We start from the raw sequence: 19,467 nt of genomic DNA on the forward strand, positions 1-19,467 counted from the left end.
ACTCGGGGGGTGACGACTCGCCCATCGCTTCCGGATGCCCTGAGCGGCGCTGACCCGGATGCCGTCTATGACGCGTTCGTCGCGTGGGCCGAGGGGCGCGGCATCCGTCTCTATCCCGCGCAGGACGAGGCGGTCATGGAGATCGTGTCGGGTGCGCATGTCGTGCTGTCCACCCCGACGGGAACGGGCAAGTCGCTGGTTGCGATCGCGGCGCACGCGGCTGCGCTCGCGCGGGGTGGCCGCTCGTACTACACAGCGCCGATCAAGGCTCTCGTTGCCGAGAAGTTCTTCGCCCTGGTCGAGATCTTCGGTGCCGAGCGGGTCGGGATGGTCACGGGCGATTCCGCGGTCAATCCCGATGCGCCGATCGTGTGCTGCACGGCCGAGATCCTCGCCAACATCGCCCTGCGGCAGGGCGCGGATGCCGACATCGACGCGGTGGTCATGGACGAGTTCCACTATTACGGCGATCCGGAGCGGGGTTGGGCGTGGCAGATCCCGCTACTGATGCTTCCGCGGGCGCAGTTCCTGCTGATGTCGGCGACGCTCGGCGATGTCACACCGATCGTGAGCGACCTCGAGCGGCGCACCGATCGGGCGGTTGCGCTGGTCACCGGCGTCGAGCGGCCCGTCCCGCTGCACTTCTCGTACGAGCGCCGCCCCGTCCACGAGGTACTCGAACGGCTTCTGGAGGAGAAGGAGGCGCCGGTCTACGTCGTCCACTTCTCGCAGGCTGCCGCGCTCGAGCGGGCACAGGCACTGATCAATACGAAGATCGCCTCGCGAGAGCAGCGCGACGCGATCGCCGCCGAGATCGGGGGATTCCGCTTCACGACCGGATTCGGCAAGACACTTTCGCGCCTCGTGCGCGCCGGCATCGGCATCCATCACGCGGGCATGCTTCCCCGCTACCGGCGGCTGGTCGAGACCCTGGCCCAGCGCGGGCTGCTGAAGGTCATCTGCGGCACCGACACGCTCGGGGTGGGGATCAATGTCCCCATCCGCACGGTTCTGATCACGGCGCTGACCAAGTTCGACGGCACCCGGATGCGTCAACTCACGGCCCGAGAGTTCCACCAGATCGCCGGTCGCGCGGGCCGCGCCGGATTCGACCCCTACGGCAATGTCGTCGTGATGGCGCCGGAGTGGGAGATCGAGAACGCCGTCGCGCTCGCGAAAGCCGGGGACGATGCCGCCAAGCGCAAGAAGATCGTCCGCAAGAAGGCGCCCACCGGCCAGGTCAACTGGGGTGAGGGTTCCTTCGAGCGGTTGATCGCCGCCGAACCGGAACCGCTCACGCCGCACCTGCAGCTGACGGCCGCGATGCTCATCAACGTCATCGGGCGCGGGGGCGACGTCTTCGGAAACGTGCGCTCGCTCGTCTTCGACAACCACGAGCCCCGCAGCAGGCAGTACGAGCTCGCCCGGCGCGCGCTTGCGATCTTCCGCACGCTGGTGACGGCAGGCATCGTGGATGCCGGCGCTGACGGCATCCGTCTCACCGTCGACCTGCAGCCGAATTTCGCCCTCAACCAGCCGCTCTCGCCCTTCGCGCTCGCCGCCATCTCGCTGCTCGACCCCACCCCTGCCCCCGCCCCTGCTCCCACCCCTGCCGCCCCCGCCAACTCCGCAGAATCGCGCGAACTCCGCACTTCTGAGCCGGAATCCTCCGAAGATGGCGCGATCCTGCGGAGTTCGGATGCGCGTGCCAGCGCGGGCGGGGCCGGCACGGGACACTATGCGCTGGATGTCGTCAGCGTCATCGAGGCCACTCTCGACGACCCGAGGGCGATCCTGTCGCAGCAGGAGTTCCGCGCGCGTGGCGAGGCGGTGGCCGCCATGAAGCGCGACGGCCTCGAGTACGACGAGCGGATGGCGCTGCTCGAAGAGATCACATATCCGAAGCCGCTCGCGGAACTGCTGGCGCAGTCGTTCGCGGTCTTCGCATCGAGCCAGCCGTGGGTGCTCGACTTCGAGCTCTCGCCCAAGTCCGTCGTGCGCGACATGTACGAGCGGGCGATGTCGTTCGGCGAGTACGTCTCCTTCTATCAACTCGCCCGCAGCGAGGGGCTCGTGCTGCGCTACCTCTCGGATGCCTATCGCGCGCTGCGCCAGACCGTTCCCTCCGAGGCGCACACCGATGAGGTGCTCGATCTGATCGAGTGGCTGGGCGAAGTGGTCCGTCAGGTCGACTCGTCGCTGGTCGATGAGTGGTCGGCGCTCGTCAATCCGGCACCCGACCCCGAGGCGCCGGTCGTGCCGCCCGCGCCGCCGTCTGTGCTGACCAACCGCCGCGCGTTCACGGTGCTCGTCCGCAACGAGCTGTTCCGCCGGGTGCAGCTGGCCGCACTCCAGGACGACGACGCGCTGGCAGAACTCGATCCGGGCGTCGACTGGTCCGCGGCGATGGATCGGTACTACGACGAGCACGACGAGATCCTCACCGGTGGCCCCGCGCGCTCGCCGCAGCTGTGCGTCATCGACACGACGGATGACGACACCTGGCGTGTCGAGCAAGTCATCGACGATCCTGCGGGTGACCACGACTGGCGCATCCGTGCGGAGGTGGATCTCGCGGCATCCGTCGAGGAGGGCACCGCGGTGGTGCGCGTCACCGAGGTCGTGCGGCTGTGAGCAGGGCCCAAGGCGGCCCTCGCCGCGTCGAGGGGGCGGGCTACGGTGGGATGGTGAGCACGCCCGAGGATCCCTACGCCGACGTGGCGTGGGACCCCGACGACCTCGCCCCGCCGCCGGAGGACGAGGAACCGCCAGAGGACTGGGAGCCGCTCATCGCCCCGCCGGGCCGCGCCGCCCCGTCGCCGGCGCGGTCGTTCACGGATGCCGACCCTGTGGCGGTGTTGCGCGAGGTCTACGGCTACGAGTCGTTCCGTGCCGATCAGGCCGACATCGTCGACCACGTCATCGCGGGTGGGGACGCCGTCGTGCTCATGCCCACCGGCGGCGGCAAGAGCGTCACCTATCAGGTGCCGGCGCTCGTGCGGGAGGGCACGGGCCTGGTCGTCTCGCCGCTGATCGCCCTGATGCACGACCAGGTCGAGGCCCTCCGGGCCAACGGTGTGCGGGCCGCCGCGCTGAACTCGACGCAGTCCGCGCCCGAGCGGGCCGAGACCGAACGCGCGTACCTCGCCGGTGAGCTCGATCTGCTCTACGTCGCCCCCGAGCGCCTCTCGGGCGCCGCGACGACGGCACTCCTGCAGCGCGGCCGGCTGAGCGTCATCGCGATCGACGAGGCCCACTGCGTCTCGCAGTGGGGGCATGACTTCCGTCCCGACTACCTTGCGCTGGGCGACCTCGGCGAGCGGTTCCCCGGGGTGCCGCGCATGGCGCTGACGGCCACCGCGACACGCGAGACCCACCGCGAGATCACCGACCGGCTGCGTCTGCCCGCCGCGCGTCATTTCGTCGCCAGCTTCGACCGCCCCAACATCCAGTACCGGATCGAGCCGAAGGTCGACATCCGTCGCCAGCTCGCCGCGTTCGTGAAGGCGCAACCGCCCGGCGTCTCGGGCATCGTGTACGCCCTGAGTCGCAAGAGCGTCGAGCAGACCGCCGCCTACCTGCGCACGCAGGGCGTCGACGCGCTGCCGTACCACGCGGGGCTGGATGCCGGCATCCGTGCCGCGAACCAGCAGCGGTTCCTGCGCGAAGACGGCGTCGTCATGGTCGCCACGATCGCGTTCGGCATGGGCATCGACAAACCCGACGTGCGTTACGTCGCCCACATCGACCTCCCGAAATCGGTCGAGGGGTACTACCAGGAGACCGGTCGTGCGGGCCGCGACGGCGACCCGTCGATCGCGTGGATGGCGTACGGGCTTGCGGATGTCGTGCAGCAGCGCCGCCTCATCGACGGGGGCGAGGGCGATCTCGCGCGCAAACGCCGGCAGCACCAGCACCTGGATGCCATGCTCGCCCTCTGCGAGACCGTCGAGTGCCGCCGCGTGAACCTGCTCGGGTACTTCGGCCAGCCTGCACAGCCCTGCGGCAACTGCGACACGTGCCTCGAGCCGCCCGAGACCTGGGACGGTCTCATTCCGGCCCAGAAGCTCCTCTCGACGATCGTGCGCCTCCAGCGCGAGCGGGGGCAGGCCTACGGCGCGGGCCAGCTCATCGACATCCTGCGCGGGGCCGACACCGACCGCATCCGTCAGCTCGGCCATCAGAGTCTCGCGACCTATGGCATCGGATCCGACCTCTCCGACCAGGATTGGCGCAGCGTCGTGCGCCAGCTCCTTGCCCGCGGCATCCTCGTCGCCCGCGGTGAGTACGGCACGCTCGCGCTCGGTGACGCTGCCGGCTCTGTCCTCAAGGGCGAGCAGGCGGTGCCGCTACGCCGCGACGTCGCCGGGCGCGCGGGCGCCGCCCGGGTTCGCAAGACGGCGGCGGCGGATGTCGCTCCCGCCGACCGCGACCTCTTCGAGGCGCTGCGCGCCTGGCGCGCCGAGACCGCTCGCGAGCAGGGAGTTCCCGCGTACGTCGTCTTCGGCGACGCGACCCTGCGCGCGCTCGCCGCTACTCGCCCGACCTCGGCGGCGGGCCTCGAGGGCATCACCGGCATCGGCGCCAAGAAGAAGGACGCCTACGGCGACGCCGTCCTGGCTGTCGTCGCTGCCCACGCCTGACGCTGCTGCGACATCGCGGTGCCGTCCGCCCTAGGCTGGCAGCATGACCCGACCCGGCACCGCGATCGTCGTCATGGGAGTGAGCGCGAGTGGCAAGTCGGTGGTCGGGATCGAGATCGCCCGTCGTCTGCACCTCCCCTTCGTCGACGCGGACGATCTGCATCCGCCTGAGAACGTCGCGAAGATGTCGCAGGGTATTCCGCTGACGGACGCCGACAGGATGCCGTGGCTCGACCTGGTCGGCGAGCGATTGGCGCTGCGCTCCGCCGGCGGACAGGTGCCCCACGGTGCTGCCGCGGAGGCATCCGGAGTCGTCGTCGCGTGCTCCGCATTGAAGCGGTCGTATCGCGATCGCCTCCGGACTCACGCCCCACATACGGTCTTCGTGCACCTCGCCGGGGATCCCGAGCTCCTGAGTGACCGGGCTCTCGCGCGCACCGGCCACTTCATGCCGCCGGCGCTGTTGCAGTCGCAGCTTGCCACTCTCGAGCCGCTCGGCAGCGACGAGGACGGCGTCGTGATCGACGTTGCCGACGACGTGGCGACGATCGCGAGCCGTGCTGTCGCGTGGGTTTCCCGGAATCGAGCGGCGTAATGCGGGCCTCCCTGACAGCATCCTGAGCGCCCTGTCGCAACGCCACAATCACGCCGGGGGTGCCACTCCGCCGTCGTTGTGCGCATCGTGAAGTGATTTGGGCTGTGTTTGTGGGATGCCTACCGTGGGCAGTGACGTTCCCTTCCCCCTCATCGAGAGGTGATCGCATGGTTGACGCTGTCGTCCGTCCGTCCGAAACCCGCACTGTCGAACCCTGCATCGACCGGGACCTGGTGTCACGGATGCTGTTGGGCACCTGGGCAGATACCCGGCGCGAAGCTCGTGAGCTCATCAAGGACCCCGCCTTCTGGCAGGTGAACGGGCTTCCCATGGAGGAGCACCGCGAGCGGGTCCTCAGCCAGCTGCATTTGCTCGTCGACGCCGGCGGATCCCGCCGCGCGTTCCCCAAGAAGTACGGCGGCCTGGAAGACAACGGCGCCAACCTCGCCGGCTTCGAGGAGCTCGTCCTCGCCGACCCGAGCCTGCAGATCAAGTCCGGCGTGCAGTGGGGCCTGTTCGGTTCCGCGATCTATCAGCTGGGCACCGAGAAGCACCACGACCGCTGGCTTCCCGATGTGATCTCGCTGGCCCTGCCGGGGGCATTCGCCATGACCGAGACCGGACACGGTTCGGATGTCTCGGCGATCGGCACGACCGCGACATACGACCCCGAGACCGAGGAGTTCGTCATCCACACTCCGTTCCGCGGGGCGTGGAAGGACTACCTCGGCAACGCGGCGCTGCACGGCAAGGCCGCGACGGTGTTCGCGCAGCTGATCACGGGCGGCGTGAACTACGGCGTGCACTGCTTCTTCGTGCCGATCCGCGACGACAACGGCAGTTTCCTGCCTGGCGTCGGTGGTGAGGATGACGGAGTCAAGGGCGGACTCAACGGCATCGACAACGGTCGCCTCCATTTCACGAACGTGCGCATCCCGCGCGAGAACCTCCTCAACAGGTACGGCGATGTCGCGCCCGACGGCACGTACTCCAGCCCGATCGACAGTCCCGGACGCCGCTTCTTCACGATGCTCGGTGCTCTCGTTCAGGGTCGCGTCTCGCTCGACGGTGCCGCGACCTGGGCATCCGCGCTCGCGCTCACGATCGCCGTGACCTACGGCAACCAGCGCCGGCAGTTCGACAACGGTGCGGGAACGCCCGAGGTCGTCCTGCTCGACTACGGCAAGCACCAGCGCCGGCTCCTGCCGCGACTCGCGCAGGTCTACGCGCAGGCGTTCGCTCACGACGAGCTCCTGCAGATGTTCGACGGCGTCTTCAGCGGACGCACCGACACCCCCGACGAGCGGGAGGACCTCGAGACCCTCGCCGCGGCGCTGAAGGCTCTCTCGACGTGGAACGCGCTCGACACGATCCAGGAGGCGCGAGAGGCCTGCGGTGGCCAGGGGTTCCTCGCCGAGAACCGACTCACTGCCCTGCGCGCCGATCTCGACATCTACGTCACGTTCGAGGGAGACAACAATGTCCTCCTCCAGCTGGTCGGCAAGCGCCTGCTCTCGGACTACGCGAAGCAGTTCAAGGGCAAGGATGCCGCATCGCTCGCTCGGTTCGCGGTGGGGCAGACTGCCGGCAACGTCGTCCACGGCGCGGGACTGCGCCAGTTCGGTCAAGTCGTCACGGACTTCGGCTCCACGGCCCGTGCCGTCGAGCGCGGTCTCCGCGCCGACCAGCAGCATGAGCTGCTCGGCGACCGCGTGCAGCAGATGGTCGCCGACATCGCGGGGCGCCTGCGTCCGGCATCCAAGATGTCGAAGGCCGACGCCGCGGCCCTCTTCAGCGAGAATCAGGCGGAGCTCATCGAGGCGGGGCGCGCGCACGGCGAGCTGCTGCAGTGGGAAGCCTTCACGGATGCCGTCAACCGCGTCGACGACGCCGATACGAAGCAGGTGCTGACGTGGCTTCGGGACCTGTTCGGTCTCACCCTCATCGAAAAGCACCTGTCCTGGTACCTCATCAACGGGCGGCTCTCCAACCAGCGCGGGGCGGCGGTGACCCGCTATATCGACAGGCTGCTGCGGCGCCTCCGCCCACACGCGCAAGAGCTCGTCGATGCGTTCGGCTATGAGCCCGAGCATGTGCGCGCCCCCATCGCCTCCGGTGCCGAGCAGGAGCGGCAGGACGAGGCCGCGGAGTATTACGCCCGGCAGGCGGCCGAGGGGTCGGCGCCGGTTCCCGAGAAGGTCGCGCGCTCGAACCGGTGAGACGGGGACCGTCACCGCAGACGATGCCCCGCCTCACCGGCTCGTGAGTCCGGCTGTCAGATGCTCCGCGCCGCGCGCTCGATCACGTCGGCGACTGCATCCGGCTGCGACAGGAAGGGCGAGTGGCTCGATCGCAGTCGTGCCGTCTGCGATCCCGCCCGGGCAGCGAGCGCCTCTTGGGCGACGACCGGGAACACGGTGTCCTCCTCGGTGATCAGGTAGGTCGTCGGGCGGTCCCGCCAGGCGACTGCCGTGAGCGGGGCGCTGAACGGCTGCACCGCCTGCGACAGGAGTCGTGCGCTGGCGCGTTCGGACTCCTCTTCGCTGAGGTCGTGGAAGAAGAGCGTGCGCGGCGGCAGTTCGTCGTTGCCCGCCGTCGACAACGCACCCTCGATCTGCCACCAGTCCGGTGCCACGCCTCCCACTGCACCGAGGAGCGTTTCGCCCTCGTCGAGGGCGAACGCCGCGATGTACACGATGTGCGCCACCTTCGGGTCGGTCGCGGCCTGCGTTGTCGGAACGCCTCCGTAGGAGTGAGCGACGACGACGACGGGGCCCTCGATCCGGTCGATCGCGTCCGCGACGGCGCCGGCGTCATCGGCGAGGGTGCGCTCAGCCTTGTCGGGCGCGTGGACCGTCGGCAGATCGACCGTCTCGACGGTCCAGCCTCGTGCGGCAAGGATCTCGGCGAGCGGCTCGTAGGCCCACGAGCCGTGCCACGCGCCGTGAACGAGGAGCAGAGTGGGGCGGGACATCGGTGTCCTTTCTCTTGAACTTCCGTGTGAGGTTCCCGACGATAGTGAGGGGCGAGCCCCGCGGTCAGTGGCATCCCGTGCAAAGGAGTGGCGATGGGTGCAGTCTGGGGTCCGACCCTCCGTGGCTCGACCAGGGGCATGCCCGGGTGGAGCGGTCACGATAGGTTCTGCGAGGCGATCGCCGAGGTGTACGTCGGAGTCCTGCCCCGGCGTCCGCAACGTCCGGGGTTCGACGCGGACTTCGCGACCTACGAGTTCGGTGGCGCGGCGCTCGGCCTGATCGACACCCCCGGCGTCTGGGCCGATCGCACGAAGCACTCGATCACGCAGGTCCCCGACGATGCGTTGTTCATCAACCATGGTGCGACGCCGTGGGGGCTGCGGCAGGGCGGCCTGGAGTGGGCAGCGACACGGGGCGCTGCGCTCGTCCTCGACAACGCTCGGCCCTTCACGGTGACGGTGAGTCCGAATCGGCGGCTGCGGTTGACCTCCCTGCGTATCCCGCGCGCGTTGGTGGAGCCTCGACTGGCCACACCCGGTGTCCTGAATGACGTCCTCGCCCGGGCTGCGGTGGGGTCGGTTCTGGGGACCCAGGTGGGCCTGCTCACCTCCGCCGTTCGGGGCGGGTTGCCCCAGGTCGCGCGCGCCATGGTCGACACCGTCATCGAGATCCTGGACGCCGCCTCGCGCGGGGTCTCCCCGCCCGATCGGGTGTCGACGATGAAGGCGTACGTCGACTCCAGGCTCGCCGATCCAACGCTGAACGCAGCCGATGTGGCGAGGGCGTTCGGTTGCTCGGTACGCACTGTTCATGAGCGCTTCGCACGCGAGGGAACGACCCTGGGGGCCTACCTGCGGACGGCGCGCCTCGATCGCGCGCGGGACCTGCTCCTGGCGGCGGCACCGCGGACGCGCACGATTGCCGCCATCGCGCGGGAGTGCGGTTTCGCGGACACGGGGACGTTCCACCGGGCCTATCGTGCCCGCTTCGGCATCAGCCCCGCGGCGGACGGGCCGTAGCGGCGGCCTCGACATCCGGGGTGTAAAAAATTCTTGACACACCAGTGAGGGCTGCGTAGCCTCGTGTAAACAATTCTTTACACGAGGAGGCGTCATGCGCGCAGTGGTCAATCGGGCATACGGGGGCCCGGAAGTCGTCGTGGTCGAGCAGCGACCGATCCCGGTCGCCGAACCGGGGACGGTGGTCGTGCGAGTCGAGGCCAGTGCGGTGGGCGCGTCCGATGCGGCGTTCCGCGCCGGTGAACCGTTCGCTGCCCGCCTTTTCACCGGTCTTCGGCGCCCGCGGCCACAGGTGCAGGGATCTGACTTCGCGGGAACAGTCGAGTCCGTGGGCGATGGTGTCACGAACGTGCGCGTCGGTGACCGGGTGTGGGGTGCCACTGGCGCAGCCATGGGATGCCACGCGGATCTGATTCGGGTGAGGGCGTCGGGAGTGATCGCGAAGCGGCCCGAGGGTCTGTCCGCCGTGGATGCTGCCGCGCTCGTCGACGCCACCGCCATGGCGTTCCTCCGCGACACCGCGGGGCTCAAGCCTGGTGAGCGGGTGCTCGTCAACGGAGCATCAGGTGCGGTCGGAACCCTCGCGGTGCAGCTCGCCCTCGCCTGGGGAGCCGAGGTGACGGCGGTGTGCAGTGCCGAGCGGGCCGCCGTGGTGCGGGGCTTGGGTGCTTCGCGGGTGTGGGATTACCGCGCCGTCGACGTCGCCGGTCAGGAAGACCGCTTCGATGTCGTCTTCGATGTCAAGGGAAACCTCGGCTATCGGCGTGCGCGTCGGATTCTGACACCGCACGGCAGGTACCTGATCACCGTCCTCACACCGGGTGCGCTCTGGTGGCACATCGTCACGCTCGGCTCGCGCGGCCGTCGCTCCCGCTTTGCCTTCACCGGACTGCGCGGTGATTCTCGCAAGCAGGCGGATCTGGAGGCGACGGCCGATCTCGTGCGACGCGGTCAGCTCCGTGCGGTGGTGGAGGCGACGTATCCGATCGATGCGGCATCGACAGCTCACGCTCATCTGGAGCGTGGCCGGGCGGGGCAGCTCGTGCTGACGATGGTCTGAGCTGCCGTCAGTGTCGATGGCGGCCCATAGAGTGGCGGAGTGATCGAGGATCTGACCATTGATGCCGACGGTCGTGCCCGCTGCGGGTGGGTCGGTGCCGATGCCGAGTACATGCGCTACCACGACCAGGAGTGGGGGGCGCCCCTTCACGGCGATCGCGCACTCTTCGAGAAGATGAGCCTCGAAGGCTTCCAGGCGGGTCTGTCGTGGATCACGATCCTGCGCAAGCGCCCCCGTTTCCGCGAGGCCTTCGCGGGCTTCGATCCGTCCGCCGTAGCCCGGTTCGATGCATCCGACATCGAGCGACTCATGGCGGATGCCGGCATCGTCCGCAACCGCGCCAAGATCGAAGCGACGATCTCGAACGCGCGGCTCGTGGCCGAGCTCGCCGACGGAGACTTCGACGCCCTGCTCTGGTCCTTCGCTACGCAGGACCGCGCCCGAGTGCGCCCCAGAACGATGAGCGAGCTCCCCGCGACGACACCGGAATCCGAGGCGCTGAGCCGTGAGTTGCGGCGGCGAGGCTTTCGCTTCGTCGGGCCGACGACGGTGTACGCCCTCATGCAGTCCGCGGGAATGGTCGACGACCACATCGAGGGCTGCTGGCGCACGCTCTGACGCCTTGCAGAACTCCGACGCCGGGGAGAACGTCGCGCCTGCCCTGACCGGTGAGACGGGCGAGCGATGCCGGGCGGCCTACCGCGCGGGGCCCGCTGCGGCGTCCGGGTCCGTGAGCTCGGGTGTGGCCAGCGCGATCCCCGTCTCGACCAGGTGGGAAGCTTCGTGGTCGACGACCTTCACGATCACACCGCGCCGACCGAGCTCGGCGACGGTCCGGATCTCTTCGCCGACGTTGCGTCCGAGGGCGCGGACGGTCGCGACGACGACGACATCGCCGCGGCGCAGGCGGCCGAACAGCCGCGCGAGGCGGTCTTCCCAGGACTCGAGCGTCTCAGGCGACGGATGCCGAAACCCTTCGATGGGCACACCGAAGCGGGCAAGCGCCTCGCGCTGACTGACTACCGGCGGCATGTCCTCGCGAGAGACGACGACGCCGACCAGACGCGCGTCTGACGGTCGCGCCCGCCACCAGGCGTTGTCGGCGCGTTGCGGCGCGAAGCACGTCGGGCACTCCGCCGCCTGGTGCGCAGCGGAGGACGCCTCGACGGGCCCGCCGTGATCGTCAGTCATGGAGGCCTCCACGGCTATTGTGCCTGACGGTTCGGGAACGCGCGCCCCCGCGATCAGTCGGCGCTCTCCAGCCTGAGCTCGACGTTCAGTTGCGAGGCGTCGAGCTCAGCGAGCGCGCGGCGCAGGGCTGCGCTGCCGTACTGCCCTCCCGCGCTCAGTTCGAGAAGGCGTTCGCGGCGCGCGCGAATCAGTGCGAGCCGCAGCTCGAGGATGTCGCGGGCTTCGTCATCCTCGGCCTCTCCGGCCCGCAGGAACAGCGGACCGACACGGGCAGTGAACTCAGCCTCGAAGGGGGTGCCGTCGCGGCGCGTGAGGGCTCCCTCCTCCGCCGCCAAGAGGGCAGCCTGGTGCATCTCGCGAGCGATGCGCTGCTGCTCGGAACGCACCAGGTTCTCGTCGTCCTCGTTGGACACCCGCAGCAGACGCACCAGGGACGGGAGCGTGAAGCCCTGCAGCATGAGGCTGGTCAGCGCGACGGTGAACGCGACGAAGATGAGGAAGTGCCGGGAGGGTGCGTCCGCCGGCAGCGTCTGCGCCGCGGCGAGGGTGACGACGCCGCGCATGCCCGACCACACGATGATGGTGCCGTGCTTCCACCCGAGAGGGGAGGAGCGGTAGTAGTTCAGATCCGACATCGCACGCGAGATGCGGCGCCGGAACGAGGCGACGCGACGGTTCCATCCCTCTTCGGTGAACCGGCCGCCGCGATGGCCGAACTGCTCGGGACCGCCCGCGGCGATCGCGTCCACACGGTCGGAGATCGCATCGAGCCGTTCGATGCGTCGGGGGTGCAGTCGCCGTCCCTGCCCCCAGACCAGCAGCGTGACGTAACCTGCCCGCACGGCGAGCAGGATGCCCAGGGCGGCCGCGGCGATCCACAGGCCGTGGCCGATGCCGTGGGTGCCGTTGGCGGTACCGGTGACGATCTCGCTCATTTCGAGACCCATGATCAGGAACACGCCGCCCTCGAGGATGAGCTCGACGGTGCGCCACGTCACGTGGTCCGACATGCGCTGCTCGGGAGTGAACCACCGTGTCGCGCCCTGACCCGTGACGATTCCCGCCACAACGGCGGCGACGAGCCCGGAGCCGCCGAGCTCCTCTGTGGGGATGTACGCCACGAATGGCACGATGAATCCGGCAGCTGTCGTCGCGGCCGAGCTGCGCAGCCACGCACGGAGCCTGAGGTTCGCGTAGCCGACGATCGCGCCGAGGACGATCGCGATGAAGACCGCCCAGAAGAACCCGCCGACCGCGTCGATGGCTGGCGGCGGCTGCCCGGTGGCCGAGATCATGACGAACGCCGCGACCGCCGAGTTCAAGATCACGAGTGCGCTCGCGTCGTTGAGGAGGCTCTCGCCTTCGAGCATCGTCACGACACGGCGTGACACACCGAGCCGCTTGGCGACCGCCGTGGCGACGGCATCCGTCGGGCTCAGGATCGCGCCCAGGGCGAGCGCGAGCGGGTATCCGAGATCGGGGATCGCGAAGAAGAAGAACGTGCCGAGCACGAACGAGCTCACGAACACGAGCACGACCGCGAGCCCTGCGATCGGCAGCAGGTCGCGGCGGAACTCCACGGCCGGCAGCGACACGGCCGCGGAGTAGAGCAGCGGCGGTAGCACCCCGACGAGGATCCACTCCGGGTTGACCGTGATGTCGGGAAGGAAGGGGAGGTAGCTGGCGACGATGCCGATCAGCACGAGCAGCAGCGGGCCCGCGACCTTGATGCGCGGCGCCACCCTCGCGGTCATCGCGACCACGAGGACCCCGATGATGACGAAGAGGAACGCCTCGGTCGTCGTCACAGCAGTCCCCGGGCGGCCACCGCATCCCGTTCTGCGACGAGTTCGGCAACTGACGCGTCAATGCGGGCCCGGGCCCGGGCGTCCAGCTCGAGGCCCTCGATGACACGGTATCCGGTGCCGTCGGACGCGACGGGGAACGAGCAGATCAGACCCTCCGGGATGCCGTACTCGCCGTGGGAGACCACCGCGGCGGAGGTCCAGCCGACGCCGGTCGCCTCGTCCCGGACGTGGTCGATCGCGGCGGCCGCGGCCGACCCGACTGACGACGATCCGCGCACCTCGATGATCTCCGCCCCGCGCTTCGCCACGCGAGGGATGAACGTATCGTCCAGCCACGCCCGTGCTGCCTCGTGACCACCGAACCGGGCAGCAAGAGCGGCGCGCGCGGGTGCGCCGTCGATGAGCGCGTGGTCGACGTCGGGGAACTGGGTCGCGGAGTGGTTGCCCCAGATCGTCATCCGCTCGATGCTCGCCGACGGGCGCTCAAGGGCCTGAGCCAGCTGTGCGAGGGCGCGGTTGTGGTCGAGTCGGGTGAGCGCGGCGAACCGTTCGGCAGGCACGTCCGGGGCGGATGCCGATGCGATGAGCGCGTTCGTGTTCGCCGGGTTTCCCACCACGAGCACACGCACATCATCTGCCGCGACGGCACCGATGGCGGCGCCCTGCGGTCCGAAGATCCCGGCGTTGGCCTCGAGAAGGTCGGCGCGCTCCATCCCCGCGGTACGGGGGCGGGCACCGACCAGGAGGGCGATGTTGCAGCCGTCGAAGCCGGTATGGGCGTCGTCGGTCACCTCGACGTCGGTGAGCAGCGGAAAGGCGCCGTCCATCAGTTCGAGCGCGGCCCCCTCGGCGGCCCGCATCCCCTGCGGGATCTCCAGCAGCCGAAGCCGCACCGGCCGGCCCGGACCCAGCATGTCGCCGGCGGCGATGCGGAAGAGGAGGGCGTAGCCGATCTGGCCGCCTGCGCCGGTGATCGTGACGGTGGTGGGCGTCGTTTCGGGAGCCATGATGCAGAGCGTAGTCTTCGGCCGCGCGGGCCGACGGCCCGTTCGTCCCTAGTCGGCGACCTGGATGCCGCTCCCGGAGTCGGCGCGAAGCAGGTCGGCCGCGACCTCGCCGATCACGATCGCCGGCGCGTGCGTGTGCCCCCGGATGATCGTCGGCATGACGGACGCGTCGGCGACCCGCAGCCCCGCCACGCCGCGCGCGCGCAGGTCGGGGTCGACGACAGAATCGTCATCCGTCCCCATGCGAGCGGTGCCGACCGGGTGGTAGAGGGTGTGCGAGAAGCGCCGGAGCGAGAGCTCGATCCGTTCGCCGGCGCTCATGCGCTCGCCGCCCTGCGGCTGCACCCAGCTGCCTGTCGTGACCGCTCGCAGCGACGACGTCGCGATGAGCTGCTCGCACACCTCGAGTCCGGCGCGCATCGTTGCGGCATCCAGACCGGCCGTGTCGCTCAGGTACGCGGGGTCGATCACGGGATGGGCGTACGGATCACTCGAGACGAGACGGATGCTGCCGCGGCTGTGCGGCCGCAGCAGGATCGCGCCGACCGTGATGCCCTCCGCGGGAAGGGGGGTGAGGCCCTCCCCGACGTACGGTGCCGGCGCGAAGATGATCTCGATGTCGGGGAGTCCGTCGGGCACGCCGGCGCGAGCGGCGAGGTCGGTGCGGACGAAGCCGTAGGCCTCGGCGACGTTGGAGGTGAGCATCCCGCGACGGGACACGAGGTAGCGGATGAGCTCGCCCGGACGTTCCGCACCGTACAGAGTGCCCCCTGCGGCGCCGGGCGCGAGCCCCGCGACGAGGTGGTCCTGCAGGTTCGCGCCGACGTCCGGTGAGTCCACGAGGGTGCGGATGCCCAGCTCGTGAAGGTGATCGGCGGGGCCGATTCCCGAGAGCATCAGGGTCTGGGGCGTGTTGATGGCACCGGCGCACAGCACGATCTCCCGGCGCGCGCGGGCGTGGCGGGTCGTCCCGTCGATGTCGACGTAGACGCCGTTCGCTCGCGGTGGGGCGTCGGAGTCGGTGGTGAAGGTGATTCGCCGCACATGGGCGTTCGTGATCACACGAAGGTTCGCACGCGCTGCCGCGGGCCGCAGGTAGGTGTCGGCCGTCGACGCGCGGGCACCGCGCCGCTGCGTCACCATCGTCTGGGAGAAGCCTTGTCCGCGGGGGATGTTCGCCTCCGTGATGTCATAGCCGAGCTCGCGCGCCGCCGCGAGGAACGCCGCGGTGTGCGGCCTCGGATCGCGCTGCTGCTCCACCGGCTGTGGTCCCGAGCGCCCCAGCGACGGATCGACGGCATCCTGCACGCTCTCGATGCGGCGGAGCACCGGCAGGACGGCATCCCATGACCAGCGGTCCGCCGTGCGCGCTGCCCATTCGTCGTAGTCAGCGGCGAATCCCCGCACCCACATCATGGCGTTCAGCGATGAGGATCCTCCGAGCGTTCGTCCGCGGGGCCAGAAGATCCGCCGCCCCTCGAGTTCGGGTTGGGGGACAGTGTCGTACCCCCAGTCGTATGGCCCCCGGAACAGCTTCTTGAACGCCGCGGGCACGTGCAGTTCGAGCGCACGATCGGGGCCGCCCGCCTCCAGGACCAGAACCGAGACCCTCGGGTCCTCACTCAGGCGGGCGGCGAGGGCCGCTCCCGCAGATCCGGAGCCGACGATGATGTAGTCGGCTTCGAGCCCGCCTCGGGCCCCGAGCCCGCGACGGCGGCTGGCGAACCGTCGGGCGTCTTCGCGGGCGCCGGGTGGCGGCATCCGCCCGTTGCCGCTCACGACCGGAACGCCGACTCGAGGATGCCCAGCAGCGTCCTCACCCGGGGGCGGATGCGGAACCGCGTCAGTAGTCGCCCACCGTCCGCGCTTCCGGGGCTCGTGACGAACCACGGCGGTCGGGGCAGGACCGAGAACGCCCCCGGGCCCCACAGCGCACTCGTCGAGCGCGGGAAGGGGCGGAAAGGACCGCGCATCACCCCCCGCTCGACGTCGTCGAGCAGCAGGGCGTTGTGCACGATGCCGATGCCGCTCTGCACGTCGTCGAGCGTTCCGCCAGGATATGCACCCCATGGCATGGTGGTGATGCCGAAGGCGACACCGGTCCAGGTGTTCACGGCAACGGTGCCGTAGCGCAGCTCGGCGATCGCGCGTTCGAGTCCGTCACCGAGCGCTGACTCCGTCTCGGGATCGATGATGAGGTTCGCGCCCAGCGTGCCGGTGAGTCGCTCGTTCGCGTACGAGACAGCAGCGTCGAGGAACTCCTGGCCGCCGCCGGTCAGCGTCACGATCCCCAGTGCCGGAGCGAAGTACTCAGTCGTTTCGATCGGGGACGGCTCGGCATCCGTGCCCAGGTCGATGACGGCGCGGGTCCCGCCGGCGACCCAGTGCGCCTGCGGGTACGCGTCGGCCACCTCCGCGAGGCGGGCCGGTGCGCCGGGGTACCAGACAGGCCGGTGGGGCGCCCGAGCCATGGCGCTTTCGAGCTCTGCCAGGAAGCGCTCGCGCTGCGGCCACGAGGCGCTGAGGATCACGACCTGCCCCGCGATGCAGTTGTGCCCGCTGTTGTGGAGCCTCATGGTGGCGACGTGCTCGGCGTGGAACCGCAGATCCGCATCCGACCAGTGACCGGGAACGACGATGACGGGGGAGACACCGCCGAGCTCCGCGGTGATGGGAACCTTCAGGCGCGGTCGCGCGCGCCGCTTGCCGGTTGTGGTGCGGCCGAACACGATCGTGTCGAAGGTGTGCGCCGCCCCGGTGATGTGCACGTGATCGATGCCCGCGTGCTCGGTGAGGTACGCGCCGACGTCGCCACCGCCTCGCACGATGCGCAGCAGGCCGAGGGACACGAGGGGAGCGAGCGCCCGGCCGAGCACCGGCGCGAGGGGGTCCTGCGTGGGGTTGATCTTGAGGACGCTGACACGGTTGTGCGCGATGAGCTCGTACAGCACGTCGAGCACCGGGATCGACGTGATGTTCCCGGCGCCCAGCACGAGGCCGACACCGCCAGATGCCCCCGGCGAGAGCTGACCGAGCCCGGCCCTGCGTTGCGCGTCGGCGATCGTGACACCCGGGCGCAGCCACACTTCGCCGGTGTATCCCGAAACGAGCATACGATCGACGCTGGTCGTCGGGAACGCGTGGATGCGCACTCTGTCACCCCACGCGCGATCTACGCGCGCCTGGTCGAGGGGACTCGCCCCGATGCGCAGGCTCGTGAGCGTGTCGACGTACGCATCGAGCGCGACGACCGTCGCGTACGGACCGGTCAGCCACTCCTCGCCGACAAGCGGATGGTCTGGTTCCAATCCCTTCGAGCGGGCCGCAGTGATCGCCCACTCCTCGGCTTCCGCCGCGGCCGTGGTCCGGATGGAGCCGAGCAGCCGGATCCGCTGGGTGAGGGTGAGTGCACTCCACGTGCGCGCCCCCTCACGCAGTTCGTCGAGGGCGGCGTCGAGCGCCATCGTGTCCGACGCTCCCGACGTGGTCACTGTCGCGCGAGGCGCGGAGGTGGGGCGAGCGGATGACGGCATGGACGCGCTCCTTCGGACGGGCCTCCAGCATATGTCGGCACGGCGTCTCGCCTCTGGTGGTGCTCCGTCTCAGCGTCGGAATCGAGCCGCGACTAGGAGATGAGGTTGAGCTCCCGCAGCTTCGCTTCGACGTCGGCGTTGCTCGGCTCGACGTGGTGTGTCGCGTCCGGATACACGACGACGGGGATGTTGGTTCTGCCGGAGATGTCGCGGGCGATGTCCGCTGCGGCGGGATCCGCCTCGAGATCGACGTACTCGTACGCCACGCCCAAGCCGTCGAGCTGTGCTTTCGTGCGCCGGCAGTCACGGCACCAGTCGGCGCCGAACATCGTGAGGGTGCCAGTGGTCTGCGAAGTCATGGATCCAGCGTATGGCCGCCGTCGGGCTCCGCGTCAGGGTTACGCGCAGGCTGTGGATGCGCTATGGATCGGTGGACAGCCGTGCGTCGATTCCGGTGCGGCATGCCAGCATTGATCCATGGATCTCTCCATTGTCGTCCCGACATACAACGAGGCGCCGAACATCGCTGAACTGGTGACACGGATCGCCGGCGCGATGGAGGGCATCCGCGCAGAGATCGTGTTCGTCGACGACAGCACCGACGACACCCCCGATGAGATCCGCAGGGTCGCCGCTGACGCGACCGTTCCCGTGCGGCTGATCCACCGCGACATCGCCACCGGCGGTCTCGGGGGCGCCGTCATGGTGGGATTCGACGCCGCCACCTCGGATATCTGTGTGGTCATGGACGGCGACCTCCAGCATCCTCCGGAGGACATCCCGCGGCTGTGGCGTCGGTACGAGGTCGGAGATGTCGACGTCGTCGTCGCCTCGCGCTACAGCGGTGAGGGAACCAACGGCGGCTTGGCCGGCGCGTCGCGCGTGGCCGTGTCCAAGGCGGCGACGATGCTCACCAAGGCTATGTTCCCCGGCCGGCTCAAGGGCGTCACCGACCCCATGACCGGGTTCTTCCTGATCGATCGCCGCCGCCTGGACCTGCGCACGCTGAAGCCGCGCGGATTCAAGATCCTCCTCGAGATCCTTGCACGGACGAACCTTCGGGTCGCCGAGGTTCCGTTCGACTTCGCCGACCGCAACGCCGGCGAATCCAAGGCCTCGCTGCGGCAGGGGCTGTACTTCCTGACGCAGCTGACGATGCTGCGGTTCGGCAAGATGTCGATGTTCGCGGTCATCGGCGGGCTCGGGGCGGTCGCCAACATCGCGATCGTCTGGGTGCTCACGCGGTGGGGCGTCGACGACGTCCCGGCGATGATCATCGCCGCCGAGACGACCATCATCGCCAACTTCCTCTTGCAGGAGCGGTTCGTCTTCCAGGATGTGAAGGCCGAGGCATCCGGGGTCTGGACCCGTTTTGCGAAGTCGTTCGGCTTCAACAACGCCGAGGCCGTCTTGCGCATCCCGTTGACAGCGCTCATGGTCTCGACGTGGCACATCTCGGTCGTGATCGCGACCGCGATCACGCTCGCGCTCGCGTTCGTCGCGCGGTTCCTCTTCCATGCGCTCGTCGTGTACGCGCCCTCGCGCAGCCGGCGCAAGGGCGTCAAGACGCGCACGCGCGAAGTTCTGGAGCAGTTGGACGAGCAGGTCATGGCGCCCGGCGAGCTCTGAGGCGTCC

Annotated in this window: 15 protein-coding genes; 8 read left to right on the top strand and 7 right to left on the bottom strand. The window is 69.5% G+C overall.

Translation table 11 applies throughout. The annotated features are described in order from the left end of the window. Positions 1 to 9 precede the first annotated feature (9 nt). The 4 genes from ACSGC5_RS09740 to ACSGC5_RS09755 all read left to right on the top strand — a co-directional run bounded on the left by ACSGC5_RS09740 (position 10) and on the right by ACSGC5_RS09755 (position 7,457). Entirely contained in the window at positions 10 to 2,634 is a 2,625-nt protein-coding gene (locus ACSGC5_RS09740; RefSeq protein ID WP_434970432.1) for a DEAD/DEAH box helicase, read from the top strand. A gap of 53 nt (positions 2,635 to 2,687) precedes the next feature. Then, complete coding sequence (recQ, locus tag ACSGC5_RS09745; protein WP_434970433.1) at positions 2,688 to 4,643, top strand: DNA helicase RecQ; 1,956 nt, start codon at positions 2,688 to 2,690, stop codon at positions 4,641 to 4,643. Positions 4,644 to 4,686: 43 nt separating this feature from the next. Then, positions 4,687 to 5,238 carry a gluconokinase gene (locus tag ACSGC5_RS09750; protein ID WP_434970434.1) on the top strand — a complete coding sequence of 184 codons (552 nt, stop codon included), beginning with the start codon at positions 4,687 to 4,689 and terminating at the stop codon, positions 5,236 to 5,238. A gap of 167 nt (positions 5,239 to 5,405) precedes the next feature. Next, positions 5,406 to 7,457 (top strand): acyl-CoA dehydrogenase family protein, encoded by a 2,052-nt coding sequence (locus tag ACSGC5_RS09755; protein ID WP_434970435.1) that lies wholly within the window; start codon positions 5,406 to 5,408, stop codon positions 7,455 to 7,457. 56 nt (positions 7,458 to 7,513) lie between these two features. On the opposite strand, the gene ACSGC5_RS09760 is transcribed toward ACSGC5_RS09755, so the two are convergent. Then, positions 7,514 to 8,212 carry an alpha/beta hydrolase gene (locus ACSGC5_RS09760; RefSeq protein ID WP_434970436.1) on the bottom strand — a complete coding sequence of 233 codons (699 nt, stop codon included), beginning with the start codon at positions 8,210 to 8,212 and terminating at the stop codon, positions 7,514 to 7,516. 93 nt (positions 8,213 to 8,305) lie between these two features. On the opposite strand from ACSGC5_RS09760, the gene ACSGC5_RS09765 reads away from it, so the two are divergent. The 3 genes from ACSGC5_RS09765 to ACSGC5_RS09775 all read left to right on the top strand — a co-directional run bounded on the left by ACSGC5_RS09765 (position 8,306) and on the right by ACSGC5_RS09775 (position 10,910). Further along, entirely contained in the window at positions 8,306 to 9,232 is a 927-nt protein-coding gene (locus tag ACSGC5_RS09765) for an AraC family transcriptional regulator (protein WP_434970437.1), read from the top strand. 94 nt (positions 9,233 to 9,326) lie between these two features. Beyond that, positions 9,327 to 10,292 (top strand): NAD(P)-dependent alcohol dehydrogenase, encoded by a 966-nt coding sequence (locus ACSGC5_RS09770; protein WP_434970438.1) that lies wholly within the window; start codon positions 9,327 to 9,329, stop codon positions 10,290 to 10,292. A gap of 42 nt (positions 10,293 to 10,334) precedes the next feature. Continuing rightward, on the top strand, positions 10,335 to 10,910 hold the full coding sequence (locus ACSGC5_RS09775; protein ID WP_434970496.1) for a DNA-3-methyladenine glycosylase I: 576 nt from the start codon (positions 10,335 to 10,337) through the stop codon (positions 10,908 to 10,910). Positions 10,911 to 10,988: 78 nt separating this feature from the next. Here ACSGC5_RS09775 and ACSGC5_RS09780 read toward each other — a convergent pair whose 3' ends face one another. From ACSGC5_RS09780 to ACSGC5_RS09805, 6 genes are all read right to left on the bottom strand, one after another. After that, positions 10,989 to 11,483 carry a recombinase family protein gene (locus tag ACSGC5_RS09780; protein ID WP_434970439.1) on the bottom strand — a complete coding sequence of 165 codons (495 nt, stop codon included), beginning with the start codon at positions 11,481 to 11,483 and terminating at the stop codon, positions 10,989 to 10,991. Positions 11,484 to 11,536: 53 nt separating this feature from the next. Beyond that, positions 11,537 to 13,291 (bottom strand): cation:proton antiporter, encoded by a 1,755-nt coding sequence (locus ACSGC5_RS09785; RefSeq protein ID WP_434970440.1) that lies wholly within the window; start codon positions 13,289 to 13,291, stop codon positions 11,537 to 11,539. Further along, complete coding sequence (locus ACSGC5_RS09790) at positions 13,288 to 14,298, bottom strand: malate dehydrogenase (RefSeq protein ID WP_434970441.1); 1,011 nt, start codon at positions 14,296 to 14,298, stop codon at positions 13,288 to 13,290. Before ACSGC5_RS09790 ends, ACSGC5_RS09785 begins: the two co-directional genes overlap by 4 nt. A gap of 48 nt (positions 14,299 to 14,346) precedes the next feature. Beyond that, positions 14,347 to 16,059 (bottom strand): GMC family oxidoreductase, encoded by a 1,713-nt coding sequence (locus ACSGC5_RS09795; protein ID WP_434970497.1) that lies wholly within the window; start codon positions 16,057 to 16,059, stop codon positions 14,347 to 14,349. 14 nt (positions 16,060 to 16,073) lie between these two features. Further along, positions 16,074 to 17,831 carry an aldehyde dehydrogenase family protein gene (locus tag ACSGC5_RS09800; RefSeq protein WP_434970442.1) on the bottom strand — a complete coding sequence of 586 codons (1,758 nt, stop codon included), beginning with the start codon at positions 17,829 to 17,831 and terminating at the stop codon, positions 16,074 to 16,076. Between the two features lie 92 nt (positions 17,832 to 17,923). Further along, positions 17,924 to 18,190, bottom strand: coding sequence for a glutaredoxin domain-containing protein (locus ACSGC5_RS09805; protein ID WP_434970443.1), 267 nt, complete (start codon positions 18,188 to 18,190; stop codon positions 17,924 to 17,926). 118 nt (positions 18,191 to 18,308) lie between these two features. Here ACSGC5_RS09805 and ACSGC5_RS09810 point away from each other — a divergent pair, with 118 nt between their 5' ends. Then, the gene (locus ACSGC5_RS09810; RefSeq protein WP_434970444.1) at positions 18,309 to 19,460 is read left to right on the top strand and encodes a glycosyltransferase; all 1,152 of its coding nucleotides are present in this window, start codon (positions 18,309 to 18,311) and stop codon (positions 19,458 to 19,460) included. The last annotated feature ends 7 nt before the right edge of the window (positions 19,461 to 19,467 follow it).

The organism is Microbacterium sp. bgisy207, from assembly GCF_965345035.1.
Lineage (GTDB): Bacteria > Actinomycetota > Actinomycetes > Actinomycetales > Microbacteriaceae > Microbacterium.

What these genes read in the sequence shown, in the direction of transcription:
- ACSGC5_RS09750 (WP_434970434.1), top strand. Translation starts at nt 4,687, where the DNA reads ATGACCCGACCCGGCACCGCGATCGTCGTCATGGGAGTGAGCGCGAGT.
- ACSGC5_RS09755 (WP_434970435.1), top strand. Translation starts at nt 5,406, where the DNA reads ATGGTTGACGCTGTCGTCCGTCCGTCCGAAACCCGCACTGTCGAACCC.
- ACSGC5_RS09760 (WP_434970436.1), bottom strand. Translation starts at nt 8,212, where the DNA reads ATGTCCCGCCCCACTCTGCTCCTCGTTCACGGCGCGTGGCACGGCTCG.
- ACSGC5_RS09765 (WP_434970437.1), top strand. Translation starts at nt 8,306, where the DNA reads ATGGGTGCAGTCTGGGGTCCGACCCTCCGTGGCTCGACCAGGGGCATG.
- ACSGC5_RS09770 (WP_434970438.1), top strand. Translation starts at nt 9,327, where the DNA reads ATGCGCGCAGTGGTCAATCGGGCATACGGGGGCCCGGAAGTCGTCGTG.
- ACSGC5_RS09780 (WP_434970439.1), bottom strand. Translation starts at nt 11,483, where the DNA reads ATGACTGACGATCACGGCGGGCCCGTCGAGGCGTCCTCCGCTGCGCAC.
- ACSGC5_RS09790 (WP_434970441.1), bottom strand. Translation starts at nt 14,298, where the DNA reads ATGGCTCCCGAAACGACGCCCACCACCGTCACGATCACCGGCGCAGGC.
- ACSGC5_RS09795 (WP_434970497.1), bottom strand. Translation starts at nt 16,059, where the DNA reads ATGCCGCCACCCGGCGCCCGCGAAGACGCCCGACGGTTCGCCAGCCGC.
- ACSGC5_RS09800 (WP_434970442.1), bottom strand. Translation starts at nt 17,831, where the DNA reads ATGCCGTCATCCGCTCGCCCCACCTCCGCGCCTCGCGCGACAGTGACC.
- ACSGC5_RS09805 (WP_434970443.1), bottom strand. Translation starts at nt 18,190, where the DNA reads ATGACTTCGCAGACCACTGGCACCCTCACGATGTTCGGCGCCGACTGG.
- ACSGC5_RS09810 (WP_434970444.1), top strand. Translation starts at nt 18,309, where the DNA reads ATGGATCTCTCCATTGTCGTCCCGACATACAACGAGGCGCCGAACATC.